The organism is Duganella paludis (assembly GCF_054461335.1).
On record NZ_CM136922.1, the window covers coordinates 4,406,487 to 4,431,891 of the forward strand.

Consider the following 25,405-nt stretch of genomic DNA (forward strand, 5'->3'; position numbering starts at 1 on the left):
GATGAAAGCACTACTCATTGCGGCGCTGGCCTACGGCTCCGCCGCCGCACAGACTTCGGCATCGATCGATACCACGCTGATCACACAGCCGGAAGCGCTGTCGCTGGCGCAAGCCGCGATCCAGGCGTGCAAGGCGCAAGGCATGTCGGTCAACGTGCAGGTGGCCGATGCCGATGGCCACCTGCGCGTGGCGCTCGCCAGCGAGAACGCCACGCTGGCGGGGTTGAACACGGCGCCGCAAAAGATCGCCGGCGTGCTGGCCTTCCACGTGTCGACGCGCGACCTGCAGACGCGCGTCGGCAGCGACCCGGCCTTTGCCGCGCAATACGGCAAGGACACGCGCTACCACTTTTCTCCCGGCGGCCTGCCGATCTACAAGGCAGGGAAGTTCGTGGCGGTGATCGCCGTCGGCGGCGGCCGCACCATCGACGAAAGCTGCGCCATTGAAGCGCTGAAGATTCTGCCGTGGGCCACGGTCAGCCCGTGAGGAGTATGATCGTGCGGAGGAAGTAGCGGAGACAGACGATGAAAATTTTGCTGGCGGAGGACGACGCGCAGCTAGCCGCCCAACTGACAAGAATGCTGCATGCCGAGAATTTCGTCGTCGATCACGCCGCCGACGGAGTCGATGCCTGTCACCTCGGCCTGACCGGCGATTATGATTCCGTCATCCTCGATCTCGGGCTGCCCGGCATGAAAGGCGAAGTCATTTTGCAGACATGGCGCGCGGCGCGGCGCGAGTTCCCCATCCTGGTGCTGACCGCGCGCGACGCCTGGGTCGACAAGGCGGCCGCCTTCGGCGCCGGCGCCGACGATTACCTGACCAAGCCATTCAATCCGCAGGAGCTGGTGGTGCGCCTGCGCGCGCTGGCACGGCGTGCCCGTGGACAGGCCGCACAGCCGGTGTATTGCGATGACCTGAGCTACCACCCCACCTCGGGCGAGTTCCGCCTGGCCGGCGAACCGCTCAAGCTGACCGCCTTCGAGCACCGCATCCTGTCCAAGCTATTCCAGTTCCAGGGCAGCGTGGTGGCGCGCGAGCGCCTGCTGGACGCCATCTACGGCGAGAACGATTTCGCACCGGACAACTCGCTGGAAGTGATGATCGGCCGCATACGCCGCAAGATCGGCGCCGACAAGCTGCTCACCCTGCGCGGCCAGGGCTACTCGCTGTGCAAGGGCGAACAGTGAGGTTGCCGCTTTCGCTGCACGCCCGCCTGGCCATCGGCGCGATCTTCCTGTCGATGTCGGCGCTGGCCCTCACCACCTATTCGATTCTCGACATCGTGATCGGCGTGGTCAGCGACAACACCGACCTGGCGTTCGACACGCAGATCCACCTGCTCGACCGGGCCGTGGACCAGGACGGCAATTTCAGGCAGGACCAGACGCCCGCCTTTCCCGAAATCGCCGGGCCGGACGCGCAGTGGGGCTGGCAGGTGACGGCGGCCGGCGGCAGATGGGAGAAGGGCGCGATGCCGGCCAGCGCCCACTTCCCGCTGCCACGCATCCACCAGCTGGAAGGCATCTACAGCGGTATCGGCGTGGCCAGGGATGGTTCGGAACTGCACATCCGCCGGCTGGAGACCCACAGGCAGGGCCGCCCGGTGGTGATTACCGTGATCGCCTCCTCGATCCTGATCGATGCGCCGCTGGCGCAGGCGCGGCATGCCATCTACCGCTCGCTGGCGCTGTTCGTGCTGGTGCTGGTGGTGACTTCCGTGGTGCAGCTGCGCTACGGCCTCAAGCCGCTGCGCCGGCTGGGCAAGGACCTGGTGCAGATCCGCAATGGCGAGGTGCAGCGCCTGCCGCCGGAACAGCCGGCCGAACTGGCGCCGCTGGCGGACCAGATCAATGAACTGATCACGCTGAACAATGCGGGGCTGGAGGCGGCGCGCATGAACGCCGCCAATCTGGCGCACTCGGTCAAGACGCCGCTGTCGTCGCTGGTGCTGCAGCTTGAGCACGAAGGCGCGAGCGCCGAAAGCCGCGCGCTGGTGGCCAGCATTGCGCAGCGCGTGGCGCACCATCTGAAGCGCGCCCGCAACGGCGCCGGCCGGCTGGGCACGCGCGTGCGCACCGACGCCTGGCCCCTGGTGGAAGCGATACGCCCGGTGCTGGCGTCGATACACCGCAACGATGCGGTGCGCATCGACAATCAGCTGCCGCAGCCGACCTATCTCGGCGTCGATCCGGAAGACCTGGGCGAGCTGCTGGGCAATCTGCTGGAGAACGCCTGCCGCTATGCGCGCGGCACGGTCATCGTCCGCGCCGAGGATAGCGGCGCCGAGCGCGCCATCGTCATCGAGGACGACGGCCCCGGCATTCCGGCGGCGGATCTGGCCAGGGTGTTGCAGGCCGGCGTACGGCTGGACGAAGTCACGCACGGCTACGGCTTCGGGCTGGCCATCGTGCGCGAACTGGTGGAACTGTACGGCGGCGCCTTGCAGCTGGGCCAGTCGCCGGCCCTGGGCGGCCTGTCGGCCACGTTGCGTTTTCCCAAATAAACGTATCCGGCCCGGTTTGTTTAGATTCGGTTTCGGTTGCTTTGATAACTTGTGTTCCAGGAGTCGGCGCTCGCCGCCGGCGCCATAAAACTAAAACCTGGAGACACTCATGAAGAACCAACGCCCGAGCCAGCCTGCGCTCAAGCTGACTTTGATCGCCGCCAGCATCCTGGCCATCCCTCTCGGCGCAGCGCAGGCTGCCCAAGCGGACGACAACCCGGCGGAGCCGGTGGTGGTGGTGACGGCGTTCAAGCGCTCGTCGACCCTGCTGAAAACGCCGGCCGCCCTCAGCGTGCTGTCCGGCGACAACCTGCGCGAACAGGGCGTGAACGACCTGACCAACATCCAGGACGTGATCCCCGGCCTGGTCATCGCCAACACCATCGACGGCGTGCAAGTGGCCATGCGCGGCGTGCAGGCCACCGACACATCCAGCAAGGGCGAGCAGGACATCGCCTTCAATGTCGACGGCGTCAACATCGGCCGCGGCAATGCCCGTGGCGGCGCGTTCTTCGATATCGACCGCATCGAGGTGCTGCGCGGCCCGCAGGGCACGCTGTACGGCCGCAGCTCGACCGGCGGCGCCATCAACGTCATCACCAACAAGCCGCAACTGGGCCAGACCTCGGGCTACGCCAAACTGGAGTTCGGCAACTTCAATGCCCAGCGCGCCGAGGCGGCTTTCAATATCCCACTTGGCGACATGCTGGCCTTCCGCGCCGCCGGCGTCTCCAACACGCGCGATGGCTATTCACGCCCGATCGACTACAGCACCAGCTACAACGGCAAGACCTATTACTTCCCGGCCGCCAGCAGCGACGCGAAGAATGACCAGCGCGACCGCGCCGGCCGCTTCTCGCTGCTGTTCAAGCCGGCCGCCGACACCTCGCTGCAGCTGACCGAGACGGTGGGCCACCAGGGCGGCACCGGCACCAGCCAGGCGCTGGACACGCAGCTCAAGGCGCACAACGACACCGGCACCGCCGCCCTGGGCGTGCTGGCCAATCCGGTGCCGGCCTTCCTCGATTCGCACACCAGCAATACGCAGGCGGTGTTCGAGACCAAGCTGGCCGAGGTGCAATGGCGGGTGCTCGGTTCGCACCAGTACCTGAACTACCGCCAGCAGCTGCCGAGCCCGCAGGATGTGTATGCGAATGGGCTGTATCGCATCCTGCCGTACTTCAGCCCGGACGCTTTCGGTCCGGCGTTCGCCTTCCGCCTCAATCATCACCAGGTCAAGACCGATCAGTTCGAGACCACCATCGCCAACACCGACGCCAGCAAGCTTGAGTATGTAGCCGGCGTCAACTGGTATCGGGAGAAGGCCGGCGAGAACGGCCAGAACTGGAATGCGCTGCTCGCCAGCCCGCTGGACAGTTCCACCTATCTGTCGCAGTCCGGCCCGGTCAACCTGACCACCCATGAATCGAGTTCGGTGTTCGGCCAGGCCACCTGGCACGCCACCGACACCATCGGCGTGGTCGGCGGCCTGCGCTACACGCGCAGCGAAGTGCGCCGCACCGGCACCTTCGCGCTGCCGTTCAACTTCGCCGCCGGCTTCCCGCCGCCGCCGTATGGCGACAACATGGGCAATGCGCTGTGCACCTATCCGAACAACTGCGTGGGTGGCGTCAACAACGGCATCGCCAAAGACAACAAGGTCACCTGGAAGGTCGGCCTCAACTACCAGATGACGCCGGAGCATCTGTTCTACACCTCGGTCGCGACCGGCTTCAAGGCGGGCGGTTTCAACGACTACGATCCGTCCACCAAGAGCATCGGCCAGTACTCGCCGTCGGCGCTCACCGCGTATGAAGTCGGCTACAAGGGCCGGCCGGCGCCGGCGCTCACGCTGTCGAGCTCCTTGTACTACTACGATTTCTCCAAGAACCAGATCACCAGCGTCACCAATTTCCTGGGTGGACAGGTCGCCATCTTCACCCAGGCTGTACCGACCAAAATCTCGGGCTGGGAAAACGAGCTGTCGTACAAGGTGGCGCGCGAAACCTCGGTATCGGCGTCGATGGCTTTGCTGCACACCAAATTTGTCCACTATGAAGCGGGCAAGAACGCCTTCGTCGGCAACCCGATCGACTTCTCCGGCCAGGAACTGGATTCCTCGCCCAAGATCACGGCCACGCTGGCCATCAACCACGCCATCAACCTGCCGAACAGCGCCAAGCTGAAGCTGCGCGCCAGCAGCAAGTACAGCGCCAGCTACCTGCTCAGCGACCTGGGCAACGGCGTGCGTTATCGCCAGCCTTCGTTCACCCGCAGCGAAGCCAGCGTGGCCTATGAGCCGGCCCAGTCCAGCGTCAAGGTGCAGCTGTTCGTGACCAATATCGAGAACAAGGTGCAGCGCACCGGCGCCCTGGCTGGCTACGAGGGCAGCAGCCAGCCGTATGGCGGTTCCGGCAGCACCACCTTTAGCGCGCTGCCGGCCAACAACCTGGCGTTCAACGTCAGCGAGCCGCGCATGTTCGGCCTGCGTGTGAGCACGGAGTTCTGAGCACCATGCAAACGCGGCGGCAGTTCATGAGGGCCGGGCTGGCCGGTTTGGCCTGGCCCGCCGTGCAGGGCAGGGCGCGCGCGGCCGATGGCGGCCCACTGCTGCAAGCCGGCGCAGGGCGGGCGGACGTGGTTTTTCCGGCGGCGCTGTATCCGCTGGATGGCTTCGTCGCCCAGCACGATCCGCTCGGTGCGCGGGTGCTGTTGCTGGACGACGGCGGCGTGCGCACCATGCTTGCCGTCATCGATATCACATCGATGGGCACGCAGCTGGTGGCCGCCATGAAGGCGCTGCTGGCCGGTGTGGCCGCCGTGCCGGTGGAGCGCATCATCATTTGCGCCAGCCATACTTTTTCGGCGCCGCACGTGGCGGCGGACGCGGCAAGCGACGATGCTGTCTGGCAGTGCTACGCAAGCGCCCTGAAGCAGGCGGCGGTGCAGGCGGTCGCTGGTTTGCAGGCGGCGACGCTGGGTTACGGCGAGGGTATCAGCCGCGTCGGAGTGAGCCGCGACGTGCCGACGCCGGGCGGCTGGTGGCTAGGCAGCAATGACGCCGGCTACAGCGATCCCGCCATCGGCGTGCTGCGCATCGATGGCCGCGATGGCATGCCGCTGGCGATCCTGTTGAATGCGGCGGTCCAGCCGTCGGTGATGGATGGCTCGCAGCGCGCCGCCGGCGGCAAACTGGTCAGCGCGGATCTGGCCGGTGCGGCGGCACGCCACATCGAGCAGCACTACGGCCAGGCTGCGGTGGCGTTCTTCCTGATCGGCGCGGCTGGAGACCAGGCGCCGCTGCTGCAAGCCAACCGCCATGTGCTGCGCGGCGATGGCGGCGTCGGCCGCATCGATCTGCACGAGGCCGGCTTTGCGCTGCTGGACCTGCTGGGGGAAAAGCTGGGCGGCGCGGCGCTGCGCGTCGCCGCCGGCGTCAAGCCCATGCCGTCGCCAACGGTGGCGCTGCGGCGGGACAGCCTGGAAGTGGAGGCGCGCGTCTACACCTCGCGCACACCGCCCGCCGGGCCGGTAGCCACCTTCGCTTACCAACCCAACGGCAAGACCGCTTTTCCGCTGGTACTGCTGCAGCTGGGGGAACTGGTGCTGGTCGGCGTGCAGCCGGAACTCTCCGCCAGCGTGGGCGCGCAGATCAGGGCCGATTCGCCGTACCGGCACACCATGGTGGCCACCATGGTCGACGGCGCCGCCAAGTACCTGCCGGATCGCCAGGGGTTTGAACGCTACACCTACGAAGCGCGCAGCTCGCCGTATGCGCCGGGCGCCGCCGAACTGGTGGCGCGCGCCATCACTGCGCGGCTGAAGTTGATGCACCACGAACACATCAAGGATTGAAATAATGAACTTTGCACCACTCCGGAAATGCGGACTGTTTGTACTGGCGCTGCTGGCTTCAAGTGCCGCGCTGGCCGACCAATGCACAGCGCTGGCGCGCTTGACGCTGCCCGATGTCACGCTCACCTCCGCACAGCACGTGGCCGCCGGCAAGCTGCCGCCGCTGCAAGGGGAAATGGCGTTCTTCGGCCAGTTCTCCGGCATGCACGTGGCGGGGCAGCCCAAGGAGACGGCTAGTCCGGCGTTTTGCCGCGTCGGCGGCACCATTCGTCCGAGCGCGGATTCGGAAATCAAGTTCGAAGTCTGGCTGCCGGCGCAAGGATGGAACGGCAAGTTCATGGCGGCCGGTAATTTCGGCTGGGGCGGCTCGCTGATGCTGTCGGCCATGCCGGGCGGCCTGGCGCAAGGCTACGCCGTGGCCAGCACCGACACCGGGCACGACAGCAGCGCGGAGCAGGGCAAGGGCGGCCGCTTCGCGCTCGGGCATCCGGAGAAACTGATCGATTACGCCTACCGCGCCGACCATCTGATGACGGTGCACGCCAAGGCCATCATCAAGGCCTTCTACGGCCGTGGACCGGAGCATTCGTACTGGGTCGGCTGCTCGCTGGGCGGACTGGAAGGGCTGATCGAGGCCAAGCGCTATCCGGACGACTACGATGGAATCGTGGTCGGCGCACCGCCCAATTCCCTGGTCGACTTCAACGCGGCGCAGCTATGGCCCGGCTGGCTGATCCAGCAGAATCCGGCCATGAAAATGTCCAAGGCCAAATTCGAGATGGTGAACCAGGCTGTGATCAAGGCATGCGCCGGCCCTGTCGGCCTACGGCAGGGCTTTATCGAGCAGCCCGATAAATGCGGCTTCGAGCCACGCCAGTTGCTGTGCACAGGCGAAGACAACGCGGATTGCCTGACCGCCGCGCAGGTACAGCTGATGGAGCAGATCTATCGCGGCCCGGTCAATCCGCGCACGGGCGCCGTGATCTTTCCCGGCCCGGCCAAGGGCAGCGAAGCCGAGCTTTTCGCGTTTGCCGGCGACAAGCCGTTCACCAACGCGCTGGACCTGTTCCGCTACGCCGTCTTTGAAGATCCGGCCTGGGACGGCAGGCAGATCGACTGGGAGCGCGACATCTCCCAGGCCAGGGCCCGCATCGGCGACCTGCTGAGCGTGGACGCCGACCTGCGGCCGTTCTTCGCACGCGGCGGAAAACTGCTGCTGTACATCGGCTGGAACGATTACCACAACCCCGCCGAGCTGATCGACTACTTCCAGGCACTGCGCCGCAATGGCGGAAGCGACGCGGTGCGCCTGTTCACGCTGCCCGGAGTGGGCCATTGCTTCGGTGGCCCCGGCTGCGACACCTTCGACAAACTCGGCGCGATCGACGCCTGGGTAAGCGCGGGCGCGGCGCCGGAGCGCCTGCTCGGCTCCAAGGTCAGCGACGGCAAGGTGGTGCGCACACGGCCGCTATGCAGCTACCCGCACACCGCGCAGTACCGGGGCAATGGCGACATCAACGAAGCATCGAGCTTCATCTGCGCTCAATAAAGGATCGCCTGCTTCATGAAACTTCTCAATGTACACCGCTGGATATCGATTGCCGTGGTGCTGGTGACACTATACCTCGCCGTCACCGGCACCTTCATTCAAGTGCTGGACCTCAAGGGGCTGCTGCTGGGCGGCTCTCCGTATGACGAAAACCTGCAGGCCATGCGCGGCGACGTCAATGGTCCCGGCGAATACGCGATGATCGGGCCGGCCTACTATCTCGCGCCGTCCTTGCCGCCGGCATTGGATTATCCCGCCATGTTCGGCAAGGCGCTGCAGGCTGCGCGTGCGGCCGCCGGCGACACGCCGCTGCGCTACCTGGAGCTGCGCCAGGATCGGGACCGCATCGTGGCGATCGCCCAGCTGGACCGGCCAGCGCCCGGCGGCCCCGCAGGCCGCGAGCAGCGCTACACCACGCTGGTGTTCGACGCCGCCAGCGGCGCACCGCTGCCGGGCGTGGAGGCGCCCCGGCACAATATGGAATCGCAGCAGTCGCTGCGCATCGTCGTCAAGTCGCTGCACCGAATGACCACCTTCGGCAATGGCGCGCTATGGATCAATGTGGTGGTCGGCAGCGGCTTGATCGTGCTGATTATCACCGGCGTCTGGATCTATGCGAAGCAGTACCGCGCCCGTTTCGGCATGGGCCGCAAGGCCGTGTTCTGGAAGGCGCAGGACTGGTGGCGCACCTTGCACCGCGCGGTGTCGGTCAGCTGCGCGGTGTTCCTGACCATACTTACCGTCAGTGGATTGTGGCTTGCGGTGGAGAGCCTGGCCTTCGGCTACTACATGGCCGATCAGATGGCGCAGGCCAAGGCCGGCGGCCAACCGCCGTTCGCGCGGCGCGACGTCATGAGCGCGTTGCCGCAGCCACTGGTTCCGCAACTGGCCAAGGTGACGCTGGATGCTTATCGCGCCGGGTATCCGGATCTGGCGCCACGCGCCGTGCGACTGCGCGTGTATGCCGGCTATGCACAGGGTGTGGTCATCAGCGGCGAGCGCGAAGCGCGCCAGCTGGTCTACAACGCACGCAGCGGCGCACCGATGACGCAGACCGAACCGGGCTATCCGGTCACCGGATTTCCCTTCGGCTGGCAGGCGCACCAATGGGCCAAGCAGGTCCACAACGGCAGCATGTTCAGCTTGACCGGGCGCGGCATGAACCTGCTGGCCGGGCTGGCGCTGTTCTACCTGTCGCTGTCCGGCATCGTGATGTACGTGAAGCTCTGGCGCCGCCGGGCCGGCAATGGCCGCAAGGCGCTGGTCTGGTGATGCGCTTCCATCCACTCACAAGGAGACTGGCCATGCGCCGTACTGCCCGAATATTTGCCGGCATCTTGATTGCCTGCCCGTTGGCCGCCATGGCGGCGGATCAACCGAACACGCCGGAGGCGCAACTGCTCGCCGCCGAGGATGCGCGCTTTCACGCCGTGCTGACCCACGACGCGGCGGCGCTGGAGCGTGCGATCGCCAGCGACGTGGTCTACAGCCACATGACCGGACGGCGCGAAAACAAGGCCGAAGTGATGCAGAGTTCCAGCCGCGCCACCTTCAGCAGCATCGAGCCGTCCGAACGCACCGTGCGTGTGATCGGCGCCATCGGCATCATACGCGGCAAGATTGAGCGCCGGCTTCCGGAGCGCACGCTGACCGACGGCTACCTGGCTGTCTACGAAAAACGCGAAGGCCGCTGGCAATTGCTGGAGTGGGTCTCCAGCGCACCGCCGCTGCAGGAGCAGGCCAAATGATGCACGTTGTGATTGCTGGCGCCGGCCATGCCGGCACTGCGGCGGCGGCCTTCCTGCGCCAGTACGGCTTCGATGGCGCATTGACCCTGGTTGGTGAAGAGGAGGTACTGCCGTATCAGCGACCGCCCTTGTCGAAGGGCTGGTTGCTGGGCGAGCTTGGGCACGACGACATTGCCCTGCGGCCCGCCGCCTTCTACGACGAGCACCGCATTGCCTTGCAACTGGGGCGCCGCATTCGGCAGCTCGACCGCGCGCAGCGCCAGCTCCATTTCGATACCGGCGCGGCGATCGGCTACGACAAGCTGATTCTCGCCACCGGTTGTTGTCCGATCGGGCCGCCGATTCCCGGCGCCGACAGCGACGGCGTGCTGATGCTGCGCAGCGTGCGCGACGCGGCGCGGCTGAAGGCGGCGCTGCATCCCGGCGCCAGCCTGGTGATTATCGGCGGCGGCTATATCGGGCTGGAAGTCGCCGCCTCGGCACGCCAGCTGGGCGCCAGCGTCACCATCGTCGAGCGCGCGCCGCGCGTGCTGGCGCGGGTGGCGCATCCGGAACTGTCGGCCTTCCTGAGCCGCGAGCATGCGCGCCACGGCGTGCAAATCGAAACCGGCCGTTGCGTGGCCCGCATCGACTCGGCCGCCGGCGTGGTGCGCCAGGCGGTGCTGGACGACGGCCGCGTGATCGCGTGCAGCGTGGTGCTGATCGGCGTCGGCGGCATGCCCAACGACGGGCTGGCGCGCGCCGCCGGCCTGGCGTGCGAGGACGGCATCGTGGTCGACTTGCAGGCGCAGACTTCCGATCCGCATATTTTCGCCATCGGCGATGTGACGCGCCGGCCGTTGCCGCTGTACGAGCGCACGGCGCGGCTGGAAAGTGTGCCGAACGCCAGCGAGCAGGCCAAGCAGGCGGCTTGCGCCATCACCGGCCGGCCGGCGCCGGCGCCCGAAGTGCCGTGGCAGTGGTCGGACCAGTACGGCCTGAAGATCCAGATCGCCGGCTATCCGTATGGCGCCGACGAGGTGGTGGTGCGCGCCCAGCCGCACACGTCATCGATGGCGCTGTTCCATTTCAGCGGCGAGCGCTTGCTGGCGGTGGAGGCGGTCAACGCGCCGGCCGAATTCATGGCGGGGCGCCAGCTGATCGGCCGCAAGGCCGGCCTCGATAAACAGAAACTGGTGGACATGTCGCTGACGATGAAGCAGCTGATGAACACGTAACAAGGGAGAGCAGCAATGGCAACAATCATTTTTATTCAGCCGGACGGCAAGCAGCAGGCGGTGCAGGGCATGGCCGGCAAGACGGTGATGGAGGCGGCGGTGCGCAACAATATTCCCGGCATCGATGCGGAATGCGGCGGCAGCTGTTCCTGTGGCACCTGCCATGTGCATGTGAAGGACGAGTGGGGCAGCCGCCTGCCGCTGAAAAGCGGCGACGAGGAAGCCACCCTCGATTGCGCTGCGGGCGTGCGGCACGACAGCCGCCTGTCCTGCCAGATTGTGTTCAGCGAAGCGCTGGATGGTTTGGTCGTCCACCTGTAGGCCGCTCATGTCCACTTATTCAAGGATTTTTTCCGGTGCGCTACTCGCGCTGGCGGCGGCCACCGCCCATGCCGCCGAATGCGGCACGGAGCGCCTCTACATCGGCACCCACCAGCAGGGCGGCGCGTCGTCCATCTTCACCACCACGTTCGACGTGAACACCGGCGTGCCCGCTGCGGCCCGCGCCGTGTCGACCATCGACCGGCCGACCTGGCTGGTGAAAGACGCTGCGCGGCCCATGCTGTACAGCGTCAGCGAAACCGGCAACGACGGGCTGTCGCACGGCAAGGTGTTCAGCCTGCGCATCGATCCTGTCACCGGCGCGCTGGAGGAAGCCGGCAGCGTGCAGTCGGGCGGCGGCGGTCCGACCCACCTGGCGCTGGATGAGCGCTCCAACACCATGTTCGTGGCCAACTATGGCACCGGCCAGGTCGCCGCGCTGGCGGTGCAGGCGTCGGGCATGCTGGGCGAGTCTGGTTCGGTGGTCAGCGACTACGGCACGGGGCCGACGCCCCGCCAACTGAGCCCGCATGCGCATGGCGTCACGCTGGACCCGTCGCGCAAGTTTGTGCTGGTGAGCGACCTCGGTGCGGACCGCGTGTTCGTCTACCGTTTTGTTGCGGGCGAGCGCCGGCTGCAGCCTGCCGATACGCCGTTCCTGCAACTGCCTCCCGGCTCCGGCCCGCGTCACCTGGTCTTCGGTCCGGATGGCCGCTACGCCTATCTGCTGAACGAGCTCACGGCCGATCTGAACGTGTACGCATGGGATGCCGGCAGCGGAACGCTAACGCCGCTACAGACATTGTCGACGCTGAGCGCCGGCTATCAGGGCAAGAAAAGCGCGGGCGAAATCCTGGTGTCGGCCGATGGCAAGCGGCTGTACCTGTCGAACCGGGGCGAGGATACCATCATCGCCTACGCGGTCGATGCGGCCTCCGGGCGCTTGTCGGAGCTGCAGCGGATAGGGTCCGGCGGCAAGCAGCCCTGGCACCTGGCGCTGTCGCCGGACGGCCGCTGGCTGCTGGCCGCGAACGAAGCGTCGAATGCGGTCAAGGTCTTCGCCGTCGACCGTAGCAGCGGGCGGCTGGCGGCAACGGCGGGGCAGCTGGATGTGGCGGCGCCGGTCAACATCGTGTTCGCCGGCGCGGCCTGTTCGACGCTGCGCGCCGGCGCCGTGCGGGTCGACATTACGCCGCCGCACCTGACTGCGCTCAATCCCATGGGCGGTTCGTTCAAGGCGGTGCATGACCCGATCTACCTGCGCGCGCTGGTGCTGGACGATGGCCGCCGCCGGGTGGCGCTGGTGTCGCTCGACTTGATCGAGGTCGGTGACACGGAAGCGGTACGCCAGCGCATCGCACGTGAGCTAGGCATCGCGTCCGACCACGTGCTGATCAGCCCAAGCCACAACCATAGCGCGCCGCGCCTCGGCCGCGTAACGCCGGGCGCGCTGGCGCACGACGGCGGTCCCGAGTCGGACGCCTACACGGCATGGGTCTACGACCGCATGCTGGCGGCGCTGCGCCAGGCCGGCGAGGCATTGCAGCCCGCGCGCCTGGGCAGCGGCCGTGGCCAGGTCGATGTCAACGTCAACCGCGACGCCTACAGCCCCGTACGCGGCTGGGGCCTTGGCTATGCCGCCGATGGGCCGTCGGACAAGACGCTCAGGGTGGTCAAGGTGGAAACCGCAGACGGTGCGCCGCTGGCGGTGCTGCTGAACTACGCTGTGCATTCGACCGTGACGCTGGGCGCCAATGAAATCTCCGGCGACCTGGCCGGTGCGGCTGAACGCTACGTCGAAGAGACGATCGGCCGGGGCGTGGTGGCGTTGTGGACGCCGGGCGCGCTGGGCGATCAGGCGCCGCGCGTATCGCGGCCGCGCGAGGTGGATGCGCAGCAGGCCAACGCCGCCGCCTACCGGGCGATGGATGCGCAGGGGCTGTTGCTCGGCGCCGAGGCGGTGCGCGTGGCGGCGGGGATCGACCAGCTGCAATCCAGCGTGCGGCTGGCCGCAGCCCAGCGCGTGCTGTCCTGCCCGGCCAAGGTCGGACGCAATGTGATGGCGACCATGAAACAGCAGCAAGTGGAGAGCGTGCCCTTGCGCCTTAGCCTGATCATGATCGACCGCGTGGCCGTGGCCGGCGTATCCGGCGAAGTGCTGAACGCCATCGGCGCGCGCCTGTATGCGGCCTCGCCGCTGACCGATACGCTGCTGGTTTCCATCGCCAATGACCGCATCGGCTACCTGCCGCCGGACGCCGCCTACGATCTGCCGCTGTTTGAAGTGAACGGCAGCCCGGTGGTGCGCGGCTGCGCCGAGAACGCCATCGTCGATGGCCTGAGCCAGATGATCCGCGCACACCAGCTATCGCGTTAGCGCATAGCTGATATCTGAATTCGCGTGTTGGGCTTTTGTACGTCCTCCGGTATCCTCTTTGGGTAAGTAAAACGTTTTACTCGGAGACGTACAATGAAAACAAGCTTGCTCAAGGCCACGCTGGCCATTTGCGGGGCGCTCAACGCCTGGACCCTGGCGGTGGCCGCGCCGCCTCAGCCGGAGCTCGGTGTGCGCAGCAAGGCGCTGCTCAAGGTCGACGGCCTGGCCTTCCGCGATGCCAACGGCAACGGCCAGCTCGATCCCTACGAAGACTGGCGCCTGCCGGTGCCGCAGCGGGTGGCCGACCTGGTGGGCCGCATGAACCTGCAGGACAAAGCCGGCATGATGTTGATCGATACGCTCAACGCCGGCTGCGGCGGTGCGCTGACGCCGCAGGCCCAGGCGCTGGTCGCGGGCGAGCACATGACGCGCTTCATCCTGCGCAACCTGGTCGTCGGCGAGGCCGGCGCCTGTCCAGCCGATGGCGGCGGCATGAACGGCGCTGCCGTCACGCCGGCCCAGCTGGCGAACTACGTCAACGCCGTGCAGGCGCTGGCCGAAGCGCAGCCGCTGGGCATCCCGGTACTCTTCAAGAGCAATCCGCGCAACCACGTGGAGACCGATCCGCGTTTCGGCATCGGCGGCGGGGCGGGGCTGCTCAGCGAATTTCCGAAGGAGCCGGGAATTGCGGCAGCGGTGCTGGGCAGCGGCGGCGTTGAACCCGCGCGCACGCTGGCGCGGGTCATGGGGCAGGAATGGCGCGCGCTCGGCCTGCGCGGCATGTACGGCTACCAGGCCGACCTGGCCACCGAGCCGCGCTGGCACCGCGTGCACGAAACCTTTGGCGAGAACGCCGACCTGAGCGCGGACATCATCAGCGCGCTGGTGGTGGGCTTGCAGGGCGAAGCGCTCAGCCCCGCGTCGGCGGTGGCGCTCACCATCAAGCACTTCCCCGGCGGCGGGCCGCAGGAGGATGGGCTGGACCCGCACTACTCGTTCGGCAAATCGCAGGTGTACCCGGCCGGCCAGTTCGGCGACGCGCTCAAGCCCTTCAAGGCGGCGATCAAGGCCGGCGTGTCGTCGATCATGCCGTACTACGGCGTGCCGCGCCGCCTGCGTCATGACGGCGTGGACTACCGCGAAATCGGCTTCGCCTTCAACGCGCAGGTGGTCAACGATTTGCTGCGCGGGCAGCTGGGTTTCAAGGGCAATGTCAATTCCGATACCGGCATCGTCAGCGACCGCGCCTGGGGGCTGGAGCAGCTGACCGTGCCCGAACGGATCGCGGCGGCGGTCAACGGCGGCACCGACGTGCTGTCCGGTTTCCGCCAGGCCGCCACGGTGTCCGACCTGGTCGGCGCGGGACTGGTGACGCGCGAGCGCATCGACCTGGCGGCCACCCGGCTGCTGACCGAACAATTCGAGCTTGGCTTGTTTGAGAATCCCTACGTCGATGCGGCGCGCGCCGGAGCCGTGGTAGGCAACGCCGCCAACCGCGCCGCCGGGCTGGAAGTGCAGCGGCAGTCGGTGGTGCTGCTGCAGAACGGTGCGCGCGACGGCAAGCCGCTGCTGCCGCTTAAGCCCGGCGCCGCGCTGTACACGATGGGCGTGGCCAAGGCCGAGGCGGAGCGCCACGGCTTCCGTGTCACCGACGGCACGGTGACCGCAGGTCAGCCGCGTCCGAGCGCCGCCGGCCATGATGTCGCCTTGATCCGCGTGCAGGTCAACAACGTCAACACCGGCGGCTACCGCACGCGCGGCGCCGACAGCGGCGCCGATCCGGCCCGCATCAACCCGCGTACCGGCAAGGTGTGGGGCGCGGAGGATGGATGCCAACTGGTCCCGGATCGCAATCCGCGCTGCGCCGACGATGCGGAGTTTGTGCCGGGCCGGCCGATGGGCTTGATCTTCGGCGGCGCGCTGCCGTGGGAGGCCAACAGCCTGTCGTTCACCACGATGGCGCAGGCGCAGTCGTGGCGCATCACGCCCTCGCTGTCGGAAATCCAGGCGGTGATGCGGGAAGTGGGCGCGGAGCGCACGGTGCTGGACATCTACTTCCGCAATCCCTACGTGCTGGACGACGCCAGCGGCATCAAATCGGCCGGCGCGCTGGTGGCGACCTTCGGCGTTTCCGACCAGGCGCTGCTCGATGTGCTGAGCGGCAGGGCGCGGCCCCTGGGCAAGCTGCCGTTCGCACTGGCCAACAAGCTGCAGGCCGTGATCGACAACGATCCGGACGCCCCGGGCTATCCGGCGGCGGACACTTTGTATCCGTTCGGGTTTGGCTTGCGCTATCGCTGAGCAAATGTTCTACAATGGCGCGCATCCCTTTTAGCGCAACGAGTTCCCCGTGATCCAGCATGCCGCCATCCGCCGGCCGAGAAAAGCACCGCAGGCAGAAGCCTTGCTGAAGGCCGCGTGCGCGATTGTCAGCGAGGGCGGCCTGGCCGGCCTGACGCTGCGGCCGCTGGCGCAGATGCTGGGGGTGTCGGTGACGGTGCTGAGCAGCCATTACGGCGCGCGGGTCGACGTCATCGCCGCGATCTGCGCCGCCGCCGCCGTGCAGGACGAGGCGCTGCTGGCGCGCTGGCGCAAGATGCTGGCATCGCTCGGCAGCCTGCCGCCCGCCACCGCCGCCGAACTGGCGGAGGCGATCATCGACGAACTCTCCACACGCCACCGCGCCGTCTCGATCCTGTACCTGGAACTGCTGCACGCCTGTACCTGGGATGTTTCGCTGCCGCCTGTCTTTGCGGCGTGGTCGGCGACCCGGCGCGGTTTCTGGAATGGCTTCGCCGAGGCGGCGGCAATGGCGTCGGGGTTGGTGGCGTGCGGTTGGTGGCACGGCTACATCGTCGCCGAGCTGGCGTACAGCACGGTATTGAGTGCGGAGCCAAGCTATCGCATGTTGCGGCGCTTGTGTTTGCGCCGTTTGTTCGCAGGGGGCGTGGCCGACACGCCCGATAGCGGCGACGGTGCGCTCTTTGCGCTGCTACTGGAACAGATGCAAGCGCCCAAGGCAGGCCTGTTGGCGGCGCCCGGCTTGGGCAGGTCCGCAGACTGGCAGGCGCAGGCCGCGCGCGTCTGCGGCATGCGGCTGGCGGCGCAGGGCGTGAACGGCCTGACGCACCGCACCGTCGCGGCCGACCTGGGCATTCCGCACACCACGCTCAGCAACCGCTATCCAACGCAGCGTGACCTGGTGATCGCCGGCCTGGAATCCATCATCGCGCACATCCTGTCGGCGATGGACGCCGCCAGCCTGGCCGAGCTGGAACGCCTGCGCACCGAAGGCGATGGCAAGAAGCTCGATCTGGCGCGCGCCAACTTCGCCGTGGCCCTCGCTGCCACGCGCATGCCGGAACTGCTGGCCTACACGGCTGACATGCGCAGCCGTCGCGGCAACAACCTGGTGAAAGTCTTCCGAAAATACCTGCCGGACGCGCAGGGGATCGATGCGCTGTGCGCGCAAGTGATGTCGATGGGCCTGACGGGTCTGACCAATACCGAACCGCCAGGCGAGGCATCGGATGAAACGGTAGCCGCAGCCTTCAAGGCTGCGGCAAAGTGGCTCAGCACGCGGGCACTACCTCACTCCGCGTAGCTCCACAAATCCACCAGCGTGTTGCCGCTGTAGGTCAGCAGGCGGAACACCGCTGGCGAATAATCCGCATCCACCACCAGATAGCCCTCCGACTGCGCAGGCAGGTCGCCGCAGCCCGATGCCGTGAGCGACGCTTTTAGCGCGTTCGGCAGCGAGCTGGCCGTCAACTTGCCGGACAGCTTGCAGCTGGTGGCGCCGGCCACGATGTCGCCGCTGCTGTTGACGGAGAACGCGGCCGCCGCGCCGCTGGCCAGACGCACGCTGTAGCTGCGGGCGACGCTGGTGATGTTCACCACGGTCGACGGTATCGCGTTGCTGTTCAGCAGATCCAGCTTGGTGTCCTGCGTCGGCGCCGGCGTCATTTGCCAGGCGGCGCTGCTGCCGGCGTCGCGGCGATACAGCGCGCCGGCTTGCTGGGCGCTGTTGTTGAGCACCAGCAGGCGCGCGCCGTCGGCCGCCGCATAGTATTTGCCGGCGGTGGGGGCGGCGGCATCGCCGCTGCCGACCGCGTAGACACCGGCGGCCAGCTCGGTCACGCTGACCTTGGCCGCGACCGGTGCGGCCGGTTCGTTATCGTGGCTGCTGCCGCAGGCTGCGAGCAGCAAGGGCATCAGGATGGCGGCGCAGCTTGGAACATTCAGTTTCATGGCGCGGCTCACTGTGCGAACAGGTCACGCAGACGCAGGCGCAGCCATTGCTGGGCGGCCGGACGCTGCTCGTAGCCCACCTGCATGGCGGTGACCGATACCTTGGTCTTGTAGACCAGCGCTTCGTCTTCCGCCTGCTCGGCGGTGGCGGCGGCAGGCGCTGAACCGCTCAAGCCCCACGGCGCGGCGCTGGAGAACTTCAGGTTGTAGGTGTCGTAGGTGCCCTGGCGCGTGAACGCGAACACATTGCTGGTGGACGGCGAGTCCGGAAAGTTGACGTTCAGCGCCACGCCCGCTGGCAGCAAGGCCGAGCTGCCGGCCTTGGCCTGCAGGGCTGCGATCAATTTCAGGGTCAGTTGCGCCACCACCTTGGACTTGGCGTTGGCCAGTCCGGCGTTGTCGGCGCTGTCCGCGCTGGCGCTCAGCGCGATCGATGGAATGCCACGGCCGGCGCTGAACTGCACGTTGCCGATGGTGCCGGAGTTGATCACCAGCTTGCCGACGTTCTGGCCTTCGTTCGGGCCGGACAGCACCAGATCGGGCGCCTTGCCCCAGCGTGCGGTGGCCAGCACGTCCAGGCCGTACATGGTGGACATCACCGGCGTGCCGTGCACGTAGTTGTAGTCGCCGCCGGTGTAACCGCTCTTGGTGAACTGGCCGACCGCCGGTGCGCCGGTAGGCGCGGCGCCGTTGTGGCAACCGCCTTCGGCGTCGATCTGGGTCTTGTCGTTGTCCGGGATGATGGTGGTGGTGCTGTACATCACGATGGCGCCGCTACGGCCGCTCTGGCCGGTGCACGGCACCGAGACGATGACCGAGTGGCCGGCGGCCTTCAGTTCGTCGTACAGCGCCTTGACGTTGCTGGTCAGGCCGTCATCGTTGGTCAGCACGATGTTCAGCGCGAACGCCGGGCTGGCGCACAGGGCGAGTCCTGCGCTCATCATCAATCGGTAGTTCATAAGTCCCCTTGCTTGGAAATGGATATGGAAGCCGGGATCTTATTGAATGTTTGTGACCACAATATGACATCTGTACTTTGTTAAACTACCTTAAAAACTGAATTCATCGCATAAAAAAGACGCGTGTACTTAATTTCGGTCGGGGCGTGCAGACGCGCGAGACTGACCGCGCGGCCGCCAAAGCCAAGGAAGCGGACTTGAACTACCATCTTGCACTCAGTGCCAGTGGCAAGCCGTTCAAGCTCATTCAATTTGTTCCGCAAATCGAAATCGTCTTTTTCGAGGTCGCTGGATTGCTGGAGGCCTGGTAATTTCGTCATGTATGATGGAACGATCGTTGACCAGGAGCGAAGGCCGGGAACATGAAAGTTGCGGTATTCAGTGCACGCCGATATGACAAGACCATGCTGACGCGGGCCAACGCCGAGGCCGGCCATGAGTTGCGTTTCCTGGAAGACCGCCTGAGCGCCACCAGCGCGCCGCTGGCGGCCGGCTGCGAGGCGGTGTGCGTGTTCGTCAACGACACCGTCGACGCCGAGGTGTTGGCGCTCCTGGCCGCGCAGGGCACGCGGCTGGTGGCCACCCGTTCCACCGGCTACAACCAGATCGACACCGCCGCCGCAGAACGGCTCGACATTGCCGTGGTGCGCGTGACCGATTACTCGCCGCATTCGGTGGCCGAGTTCGCCGTCGGCCTGCTGCTGGCCGTGAACCGCAAGATCGCCCGCGCCAGCGTGCGCACGCGCGAGGGCAACTTCGACCTCGACGGCCTGATGGGTTTCGACTTGCACGGCAAGACCGTGGGCGTGATCGGCACAGGCAAGATCGGCACCATCTTCGCGCGCATCATGGCCGGCTTCGGCTGCACGGTGATCGGCTACGATCGCTATCCGTCGGCCGCGTTCGAAGCCATCGGCCGCTATGTGCCGGTCGAGCAGTTGCTGGCCAGTAGCGATGTGGTGTCGCTGCATTGCCCGCTGACCGAGGAGACCCACCACATTGTCAACGCCGAAGCGCTGGCGCGCGCCAAGCGTGGCGCCATCCTGGTCAACACCAGCCGTGGCGGCCTGGTCGACACCAACGCGGCCATCGAGGCGCTGAAGACAGGCCAGTTGGGCGGCCTGGCCATCGACGTCTACGAGCAGGAGGCCAGCCTGTTCTTCCAGGATTTGTCCTCGACCATTATTTGCGACGACGTGATCCAGCGCCTGGTGTCCTTCCCCAACGTTATCGTCACCGGCCACCAGGCCTTCTTCACGGAAGAGGCCATCGGCCAGATCATGCAAACCACCATTGCCAGCATCAGCGCGTTCGAGCGCGGCGAAGCGCTGGTCAATCGGGTTCCGCCGCCACCGATGGCTTAGGCGCCAGCCTTTCAAGCAAGGCATGCAGGGCCGCGATATCCGTCTCCGCCTTGCGGATGCGATGGGCGTGGCCCTGTGCCGCCTCCAGGTCTTGGCGCGCCGCTGCCTGTCCCAACAGTTCCTGTTCGAGGCGGGCCCGTTCCTGCAAGGCCCGCACCGACGACCACAGCATGTTTTCCACGGCCTGGTCCTGCAACCGCGACAGCGCGCATGCCGAAAAGCTGTGGCCGGTATGGCAGCGGAAGCGCGGTGGCATCGCATCCTTGATTTGCCATAAAGCGCCATGGCATTCGGGACAGGTATACGCGGACGGCACGCCGATCTCCTGCAGCTGCGCGATGCCGGCGGCGCTGCGGATGTAGCGGTTTTCCACGGTGATCCAGTTCGGCCGATCGGCATCGCGCCGCGCTGGCGCCGCTTCCAACGCCAGCGTCGCCAGCAGCGGGCCGATTTTCGCCAGCGGCAGCACCCGGTCCACGCTGACATAGCTGAGTGCGCTTGTCGGCATGTCGGGCACCTGCGCATCGTTCGGATCCTGCACCACGGCGTAGCCGCCGCAGGCCTTAACCGCCTGCAGGCCTGCTGTGCCGTCGTCGAGATAACCGGTCAGCACGGTGGCGATCACATGGCCGTCGAAGGCTTCGGCGGCCGAGCGGAAAAGGGGGTCGATGGCCGGGCGCGTGTAGTTCTCCTTCGGGCCGTGCCACAGGCGTGCTCTCGGCTGTCCTTGGTATTGCTCCACCGTCAGGTGCAGGTCCGGCGGCGCGATCAAGACCTGACCCGGCAGCAGCAGCGCACAGTCTTCCGCGTGGCGCACCGGCAACGGGCACATTTTTTGAAGTATGTCGGGCAGCAGGCTGCGGCGCGCGCCGATGTGCATCACGATCAGCACCGTGGCCGGCAGGCTCGCCGGCAAGGCCGAGGTGATGCTGGTGAGGGCCTTGACACCGCCCGCCGATGCACCGATCAGGATAAGTTTCTGCATGATGGTGGTCTCCTTTCAGTGACCATGTTTGGCGAGTGTGCGCTTTTTTTCGGTACGCTGGCGCACATGCGCGGCATCGAATTTGCGGTGTAAAATTCCACTACGTTTTTTGCCGGACCTGCGGAAATGAACTCAACCGATCTGTCTTCTCAGAGCGTGCGAACTCCTCCGGAGAGCATCATGCGAAGTTCTCAGCAGTTCCCCATCGTCGGCATCGGCGCGTCGGCGGGGGGCATGGAGGCGCTGCTTTCATTCTTTGGCAATATGCCGCCCGACGCCGGCGCGGCGTACGTGGTGGTCATGCACCTGTCGCCCACGCACGAAAGCAATGCGGGGGCGATTCTGCAACGCGCGACGGCCATGCCGGTGCTTGCCGTCGCCAAGCCAACCCATGTGCAGCAGAACAGCGTCTACATCATCTCGCCCAGGCAGCACCTGGAAATGAACGATGGCTACCTACGCGTGCGCGAGCGCCAGCCCAACGGGCTGCCGGTGGCGATCGATCAGTTCATGCGCTCGCTGGCGCTGGCGCACGGACCCCACGCGGTGGCGGTGATACTCAGCGGCACCGGTGCCGACGGCATCAGCAGCCTGGCCACGATCAAGGAGCACGGCGGCCTGGTGATGGTGCAGGCGCCGGAGGAGGCCGGGCATCCGGGCATGCCGCGCGCCGCCATCGAAACCGGCCTGGCCGACTTCGTACTGCCGGCGGCGCAGATGCCGCACAAGCTGCATGAGTTCTGGCGCAATCTGCGCGAGATCCACCTGCCGGCGGCGGAGAGCACTGATGCGCCGGAGCCGGCGCTGTCCGCGCATCAGCAGGAGGAAACGCTGCGCGAGATCCTTGCCATCCTGCGCACCCGCTCGGGCCATGACTTCACCAAATACAAGCGCGCTACCGTGCTGCGCCGCATCGAGCGCCGTCTGCAGGTGCGCGACCTGCACGACCTGTCCGATTACCGCACGCTGCTGCGGCAGGATGCCTCCGAGAGTCAGGCCCTGCTGGCCGACATGCTGATCGGCGTCACCCAGTTCTTCCGCGACCGCGACGCCTTCGACTTGCTTGAGCGGGAAATCATCCCGGAATTGTTCAGCGAGCGCGAAGGCGAGGACATGGTGCGGGTATGGAGCGTGGGCTGTTCCACCGGCCAGGAAGCGTACTCGCTGGCGATGCTGCTGGCCGAGCACACCGAGCAGCTGCAGCTCGACTACCGCTTCCAGCTGTTCGGTTCGGACATCGACGAGCGCGCCATCGCGGTGGCGCGCGCCGGCCTCTATCCGCCCAGCATCGCGGAGGATGTGGGCGAGGTACGGCTCAAGCGCCATTTCCTGCAGGAGGACGGGCGCTACCGCATCCGCAAGCCGCTGCGCGACACCATCCTGTTCGCCCACCAGAACGTGCTGCGCGACCCGCCGTTTTCCCGGCTGGACCTGATCAGTTGCCGCAACCTGCTGATCTACCTGAACCGCGAGGCCCACGCGGAAGTGCTGGAAATGTTTCACTTCGCACTCAAGCCCAACGGCTATCTGTTGCTCGGCGGTTCGGAGTCGGCCGACACGATGGCGGAATTCTTCGTCCCGGTCGATAAAAAAAGCCGGCTGTACCGGGCCAAGCCGGCGCCGCGTTTTATCCGCGCCGCGATCCCGATGGCGGTGGCGCCGGTGCCGCGCGTCGCCGCACCCGCGCTGGCGCCGGCCGACAAGGGCAAGTTTTCCTACGCGGCGCTGCATCAGCGCGTGCTGGCCGAGTACGCGCCGCCGAGCGTGCTGGTCGACAGCGAGGCCAACATCGTGCACCTGTCGGAAGGCATCCACCCCTTCCTGCGCCACGCGGCCGGCGAGCCGTCGCGCAACCTGATCGCGCTGGTCGAGCCGGAACTGCGGCTGGAGCTGCGCACCGCACTGTTCCAAGCCGCGCAAAGCGGCAAGAGCGTGGAGACGCGGCGCATCGGCATGCGGCGCGGCGAGCGCGCGTTCCACGTCAACATGACGGCGCGGCCGGTGTACGACGCCAGCACCGGCACGGATTTCTTCTTGGTGCTGTTCCACAAAGTGGAGCAAACCACCGAGGGCCAGGAAGTCGCCGTGGAAGTGCTGCAGGAAGACGCCATTCTGACCGGCCTGGAAGAGGAATTGCGGCGCACCAAGGCCCAGCTGCAGGACACCATCGAGCACTCCGAAACCGCTACCGAGGAGTTGAAGGCCTCCAACGAAGAGCTGCAAGCCATCAACGAGGAACTGCGCTCGGCGACCGAGGAGCTGGAGACCAGCAAGGAGGAGCTGCAGTCCGTCAACGAGGAACTGGTCACCGTCAACTTCGAGCTGAAGAACAAGGTGGAGGAGGCCGGCAAGGTCAACGACGATTTGCAGAACCTGATCACCGCCACCGACATCGCCACTATCTTTGTCGACCGCAACCGGCGCATCAAGCGCTACACGCCGCACGCGGCCGGCTTGTTCAACCTGATTCCAGGCGACCTGGGCCGGCCGCTGCACGACATCACCCACCGGCTCGATTACCCGCAACTGGCCGACGACGCCACCGCTTCGTTCGAAACGCTGCAGGCGGTCGAGCGCGAAGTCAGCAGCAGCGACGGCCGCTGGTTCATCGCCCGCATCCTGCCCTACCGCACGGTGCAGGACCGGATCGAAGGCGCGGTGCTAACCTTCATCGACATTACCGGCCGCCGCCGCGCCGAGGAGCAGATGCGGCTCAACGAAAAGCGCATGCGCCTGGTGGCCGCCAGCACCAAGGACTACGCCATCCTGACCATGGACTGCGACGGCCGCATCACTAGCTTCAACAGCGGCGCCGAGCGCATCTTCGGCTACACGGAAGCGGAAATCCTGGGCCAGCCGGACAGCGTGATCTTCACGCCCGAGGACCAGGCCGCCGGCGTGCCGGCCAACGAAAAGCGCCGCGCCCGCGAGCATGGACGGGCGGAGGACGAACGCTGGCACCAGCGCAAGGACGGCAGCCGCTTGTTCTGTAGCGGGGTACTGGTGCCGCTGGCGGACGGCGAATTCTACGGCTACGCCAAGATCGGCCGCGACCTGACCGGGCGGTTGGAATACGACCGCCGGCGCACCGAGCAGCTGGCGAGGGAGCGCAGCCGGCGGGCCGAGGCGCAGACCGCCAACGCCCTCAAGGACGAGTTCCTGGCCGTCATGTCGCACGAACTCAAGCATCCCTTGAACCTGATCCACCTCAACGCCGACCTGATCTGCCGCATGCCGGACGTCGCCGCCCATCCCCAGTTGCAAAAAGCGGCCGTCGCGATCCGCGCCTCGACCGTGAGCCAGGCCAAGATCATCAACGACCTGCTGGACCTGTCGCGGCTGAAGACCGGCAAGATGACCGTGCACCGCCAGCGGGTCGACCTCAACCTCGTTACCCGCAGTATCGTCGACGTGGTGCGCGACGACCCGGCGGCGGCCAACCTGGCCATCGCGTTCGAGACGGCGGGCGAACCGCTGTGGCTGTACGCCGACCAGACCCGCATTGAACAGGTAATCTGGAACCTGCTCAGCAACGCCATCAAATTCACGCCGGCCGGCGGCTTGATCGAAGTGGGGCTGTCGGCCGAACCGCAGCGCGCCAGGCTGGAGGTGCGCGACAACGGCCAGGGCATCGTGGCCGAATACCTGCCGGCCATCTTCGACATGTTCGGCCAGGGCACGCCCAGCATCGTGCGCGGCACCAAGGGCCTGGGCATCGGACTGGCGATGGTCAAGCAAATCGTCGAACTGCACGACGGCCAGGTGCAGGCCGCCTCCGCCGGCAGTGGCCAAGGTGCGTGCTTCACCGTATGGCTGCCGCTCGACAACAGGCAGGCCGAGCGCGAAGCGCCGCCGCCGGAGGCGATCGCGGCGTCGCTGGGCGGTGTGCGCATCCTGGTGGTGGACGACAGCGCCGACGTGATGGAAGCGTTCAGCCAGTTGCTGCAGCTGACCGGCGCCATCGTCCGCGCCACCACCTCGCCGCACGAGGCCCTGGCGCTGCTGGCGACGGAGCAGTTCGATCTCTTGATTTCCGACATCGGCATGCCGGAGATGGACGGCTTCAGCTTCATCCGCGCGGTGCGGGACATGGAGCGCGGCCGCGACTTGCCGGCCATCGCCGTGACCGGTTTCGGGCGCAAGGGCGACGTACAAAATGCGCTGGCGGCCGGCTTCAACAGCCACGTCAACAAGCCGGTGGAAATCGACGAAGTGGAGCGATGCGCCCGGCAGTTGCTGAGCGGTATGTCGCAAAAAAAAGCGCGATAGAAA

At 66.6% G+C, this 25,405-nt stretch carries 19 protein-coding genes; 16 read left to right on the top strand and 3 right to left on the bottom strand.

The features are described 5' to 3' along the window. Position 1: 1 nt before the first annotated feature. The 13 genes from ACXZ1M_RS19480 (at position 2) to ACXZ1M_RS19540 (ending at position 17,178) form a co-directional block, all read left to right on the top strand. Positions 2 to 487, top strand: a complete 486-nt coding sequence (locus tag ACXZ1M_RS19480) for a GlcG/HbpS family heme-binding protein (RefSeq protein WP_459049293.1) — start codon at positions 2 to 4, stop codon at positions 485 to 487. A 38-nt stretch (positions 488 to 525) separates the two neighbouring features. After that, the gene (locus ACXZ1M_RS19485; RefSeq protein ID WP_459049294.1) at positions 526 to 1,191 is read left to right on the top strand and encodes a response regulator transcription factor; all 666 of its coding nucleotides are present in this window, start codon (positions 526 to 528) and stop codon (positions 1,189 to 1,191) included. After that, complete coding sequence (locus tag ACXZ1M_RS19490; protein ID WP_459049295.1) at positions 1,188 to 2,507, top strand: sensor histidine kinase; 1,320 nt, start codon at positions 1,188 to 1,190, stop codon at positions 2,505 to 2,507. The genes ACXZ1M_RS19485 and ACXZ1M_RS19490 overlap by 4 nt, the downstream gene beginning before the upstream one ends. A gap of 109 nt (positions 2,508 to 2,616) precedes the next feature. Further along, positions 2,617 to 5,016 carry a TonB-dependent receptor gene (locus ACXZ1M_RS19495; RefSeq protein WP_459049296.1) on the top strand — a complete coding sequence of 800 codons (2,400 nt, stop codon included), beginning with the start codon at positions 2,617 to 2,619 and terminating at the stop codon, positions 5,014 to 5,016. A gap of 5 nt (positions 5,017 to 5,021) precedes the next feature. Then, positions 5,022 to 6,362 carry a hypothetical protein gene (locus ACXZ1M_RS19500; RefSeq protein WP_459049297.1) on the top strand — a complete coding sequence of 447 codons (1,341 nt, stop codon included), beginning with the start codon at positions 5,022 to 5,024 and terminating at the stop codon, positions 6,360 to 6,362. A 4-nt stretch (positions 6,363 to 6,366) separates the two neighbouring features. Then, positions 6,367 to 7,911, top strand: a complete 1,545-nt coding sequence (locus ACXZ1M_RS19505) for a tannase/feruloyl esterase family alpha/beta hydrolase (RefSeq protein WP_459049298.1) — start codon at positions 6,367 to 6,369, stop codon at positions 7,909 to 7,911. Between the two features lie 15 nt (positions 7,912 to 7,926). Next, positions 7,927 to 9,183 carry a PepSY domain-containing protein gene (locus ACXZ1M_RS19510; RefSeq protein ID WP_459049299.1) on the top strand — a complete coding sequence of 419 codons (1,257 nt, stop codon included), beginning with the start codon at positions 7,927 to 7,929 and terminating at the stop codon, positions 9,181 to 9,183. Positions 9,184 to 9,215: 32 nt separating this feature from the next. Beyond that, positions 9,216 to 9,659, top strand: coding sequence for a nuclear transport factor 2 family protein (locus ACXZ1M_RS19515; RefSeq protein ID WP_459049300.1), 444 nt, complete (start codon positions 9,216 to 9,218; stop codon positions 9,657 to 9,659). Further along, the gene (locus tag ACXZ1M_RS19520) at positions 9,656 to 10,876 is read left to right on the top strand and encodes an NAD(P)/FAD-dependent oxidoreductase (RefSeq protein ID WP_459049301.1); all 1,221 of its coding nucleotides are present in this window, start codon (positions 9,656 to 9,658) and stop codon (positions 10,874 to 10,876) included. Before ACXZ1M_RS19515 ends, ACXZ1M_RS19520 begins: the two co-directional genes overlap by 4 nt. Positions 10,877 to 10,891: 15 nt before the next feature. Continuing rightward, a complete protein-coding gene (locus ACXZ1M_RS19525) occupies positions 10,892 to 11,197 on the top strand; it encodes a 2Fe-2S iron-sulfur cluster-binding protein (RefSeq protein ID WP_459049302.1) in 306 nt (101 codons plus the stop codon). Between the two features lie 7 nt (positions 11,198 to 11,204). Beyond that, positions 11,205 to 13,574 carry a neutral/alkaline non-lysosomal ceramidase N-terminal domain-containing protein gene (locus ACXZ1M_RS19530; protein WP_459049303.1) on the top strand — a complete coding sequence of 790 codons (2,370 nt, stop codon included), beginning with the start codon at positions 11,205 to 11,207 and terminating at the stop codon, positions 13,572 to 13,574. 93 nt (positions 13,575 to 13,667) lie between these two features. Continuing rightward, on the top strand, positions 13,668 to 15,875 hold the full coding sequence (locus ACXZ1M_RS19535; protein WP_459049304.1) for a glycoside hydrolase family 3 protein: 2,208 nt from the start codon (positions 13,668 to 13,670) through the stop codon (positions 15,873 to 15,875). Between the two features lie 49 nt (positions 15,876 to 15,924). After that, positions 15,925 to 17,178 (top strand): hypothetical protein, encoded by a 1,254-nt coding sequence (locus ACXZ1M_RS19540; protein WP_459049305.1) that lies wholly within the window; start codon positions 15,925 to 15,927, stop codon positions 17,176 to 17,178. On the opposite strand, the gene ACXZ1M_RS19545 is transcribed toward ACXZ1M_RS19540, so the two are convergent. Together ACXZ1M_RS19545 and ACXZ1M_RS19550 are read right to left on the bottom strand one after the other, a co-directional pair. Then, entirely contained in the window at positions 17,166 to 17,825 is a 660-nt protein-coding gene (locus ACXZ1M_RS19545) for a hypothetical protein (protein WP_459049306.1), read from the bottom strand. The two genes, ACXZ1M_RS19540 and ACXZ1M_RS19545, sit on opposite strands and share 13 nt — an antisense overlap. A gap of 8 nt (positions 17,826 to 17,833) precedes the next feature. Next, on the bottom strand, positions 17,834 to 18,784 hold the full coding sequence (locus tag ACXZ1M_RS19550; protein ID WP_459049307.1) for a 5'/3'-nucleotidase SurE: 951 nt from the start codon (positions 18,782 to 18,784) through the stop codon (positions 17,834 to 17,836). 146 nt (positions 18,785 to 18,930) lie between these two features. Here ACXZ1M_RS19550 and ACXZ1M_RS19555 point away from each other — a divergent pair, with 146 nt between their 5' ends. After that, positions 18,931 to 19,095, top strand: a complete 165-nt coding sequence (locus ACXZ1M_RS19555; RefSeq protein ID WP_459049308.1) for a hypothetical protein — start codon at positions 18,931 to 18,933, stop codon at positions 19,093 to 19,095. 51 nt (positions 19,096 to 19,146) lie between these two features. After that, entirely contained in the window at positions 19,147 to 20,148 is a 1,002-nt protein-coding gene (locus tag ACXZ1M_RS19560; RefSeq protein WP_459049309.1) for a 2-hydroxyacid dehydrogenase, read from the top strand. On the opposite strand, the gene ACXZ1M_RS19565 is transcribed toward ACXZ1M_RS19560, so the two are convergent. Beyond that, positions 20,117 to 21,133, bottom strand: coding sequence for a chemotaxis protein CheB (locus ACXZ1M_RS19565; RefSeq protein WP_459049310.1), 1,017 nt, complete (start codon positions 21,131 to 21,133; stop codon positions 20,117 to 20,119). The two genes, ACXZ1M_RS19560 and ACXZ1M_RS19565, sit on opposite strands and share 32 nt — an antisense overlap. A 180-nt stretch (positions 21,134 to 21,313) precedes the next feature. Here ACXZ1M_RS19565 and ACXZ1M_RS19570 point away from each other — a divergent pair, with 180 nt between their 5' ends. Then, positions 21,314 to 25,402 carry a CheR family methyltransferase gene (locus tag ACXZ1M_RS19570; RefSeq protein WP_459049311.1) on the top strand — a complete coding sequence of 1,363 codons (4,089 nt, stop codon included), beginning with the start codon at positions 21,314 to 21,316 and terminating at the stop codon, positions 25,400 to 25,402. Positions 25,403 to 25,405: the final 3 nt, after the last annotated feature.

What these genes read in the sequence shown, in the direction of transcription:
- ACXZ1M_RS19480 (WP_459049293.1), top strand. Translation starts at nt 2, where the DNA reads ATGAAAGCACTACTCATTGCGGCGCTGGCCTACGGCTCCGCCGCCGCA.
- ACXZ1M_RS19515 (WP_459049300.1), top strand. Translation starts at nt 9,216, where the DNA reads ATGCGCCGTACTGCCCGAATATTTGCCGGCATCTTGATTGCCTGCCCG.
- ACXZ1M_RS19550 (WP_459049307.1), bottom strand. Translation starts at nt 18,784, where the DNA reads ATGAACTACCGATTGATGATGAGCGCAGGACTCGCCCTGTGCGCCAGC.
- ACXZ1M_RS19510 (WP_459049299.1), top strand. Translation starts at nt 7,927, where the DNA reads ATGAAACTTCTCAATGTACACCGCTGGATATCGATTGCCGTGGTGCTG.
- ACXZ1M_RS19500 (WP_459049297.1), top strand. Translation starts at nt 5,022, where the DNA reads ATGCAAACGCGGCGGCAGTTCATGAGGGCCGGGCTGGCCGGTTTGGCC.
- ACXZ1M_RS19530 (WP_459049303.1), top strand. Translation starts at nt 11,205, where the DNA reads ATGTCCACTTATTCAAGGATTTTTTCCGGTGCGCTACTCGCGCTGGCG.
- ACXZ1M_RS19525 (WP_459049302.1), top strand. Translation starts at nt 10,892, where the DNA reads ATGGCAACAATCATTTTTATTCAGCCGGACGGCAAGCAGCAGGCGGTG.
- ACXZ1M_RS19520 (WP_459049301.1), top strand. Translation starts at nt 9,656, where the DNA reads ATGATGCACGTTGTGATTGCTGGCGCCGGCCATGCCGGCACTGCGGCG.
- ACXZ1M_RS19535 (WP_459049304.1), top strand. Translation starts at nt 13,668, where the DNA reads ATGAAAACAAGCTTGCTCAAGGCCACGCTGGCCATTTGCGGGGCGCTC.
- ACXZ1M_RS19545 (WP_459049306.1), bottom strand. Translation starts at nt 17,825, where the DNA reads ATGAAACTGAATGTTCCAAGCTGCGCCGCCATCCTGATGCCCTTGCTG.
- ACXZ1M_RS19570 (WP_459049311.1), top strand. Translation starts at nt 21,314, where the DNA reads ATGCGAAGTTCTCAGCAGTTCCCCATCGTCGGCATCGGCGCGTCGGCG.
- ACXZ1M_RS19565 (WP_459049310.1), bottom strand. Translation starts at nt 21,133, where the DNA reads ATGCAGAAACTTATCCTGATCGGTGCATCGGCGGGCGGTGTCAAGGCC.
- ACXZ1M_RS19495 (WP_459049296.1), top strand. Translation starts at nt 2,617, where the DNA reads ATGAAGAACCAACGCCCGAGCCAGCCTGCGCTCAAGCTGACTTTGATC.
- ACXZ1M_RS19505 (WP_459049298.1), top strand. Translation starts at nt 6,367, where the DNA reads ATGAACTTTGCACCACTCCGGAAATGCGGACTGTTTGTACTGGCGCTG.
- ACXZ1M_RS19560 (WP_459049309.1), top strand. Translation starts at nt 19,147, where the DNA reads ATGAAAGTTGCGGTATTCAGTGCACGCCGATATGACAAGACCATGCTG.
- ACXZ1M_RS19485 (WP_459049294.1), top strand. Translation starts at nt 526, where the DNA reads ATGAAAATTTTGCTGGCGGAGGACGACGCGCAGCTAGCCGCCCAACTG.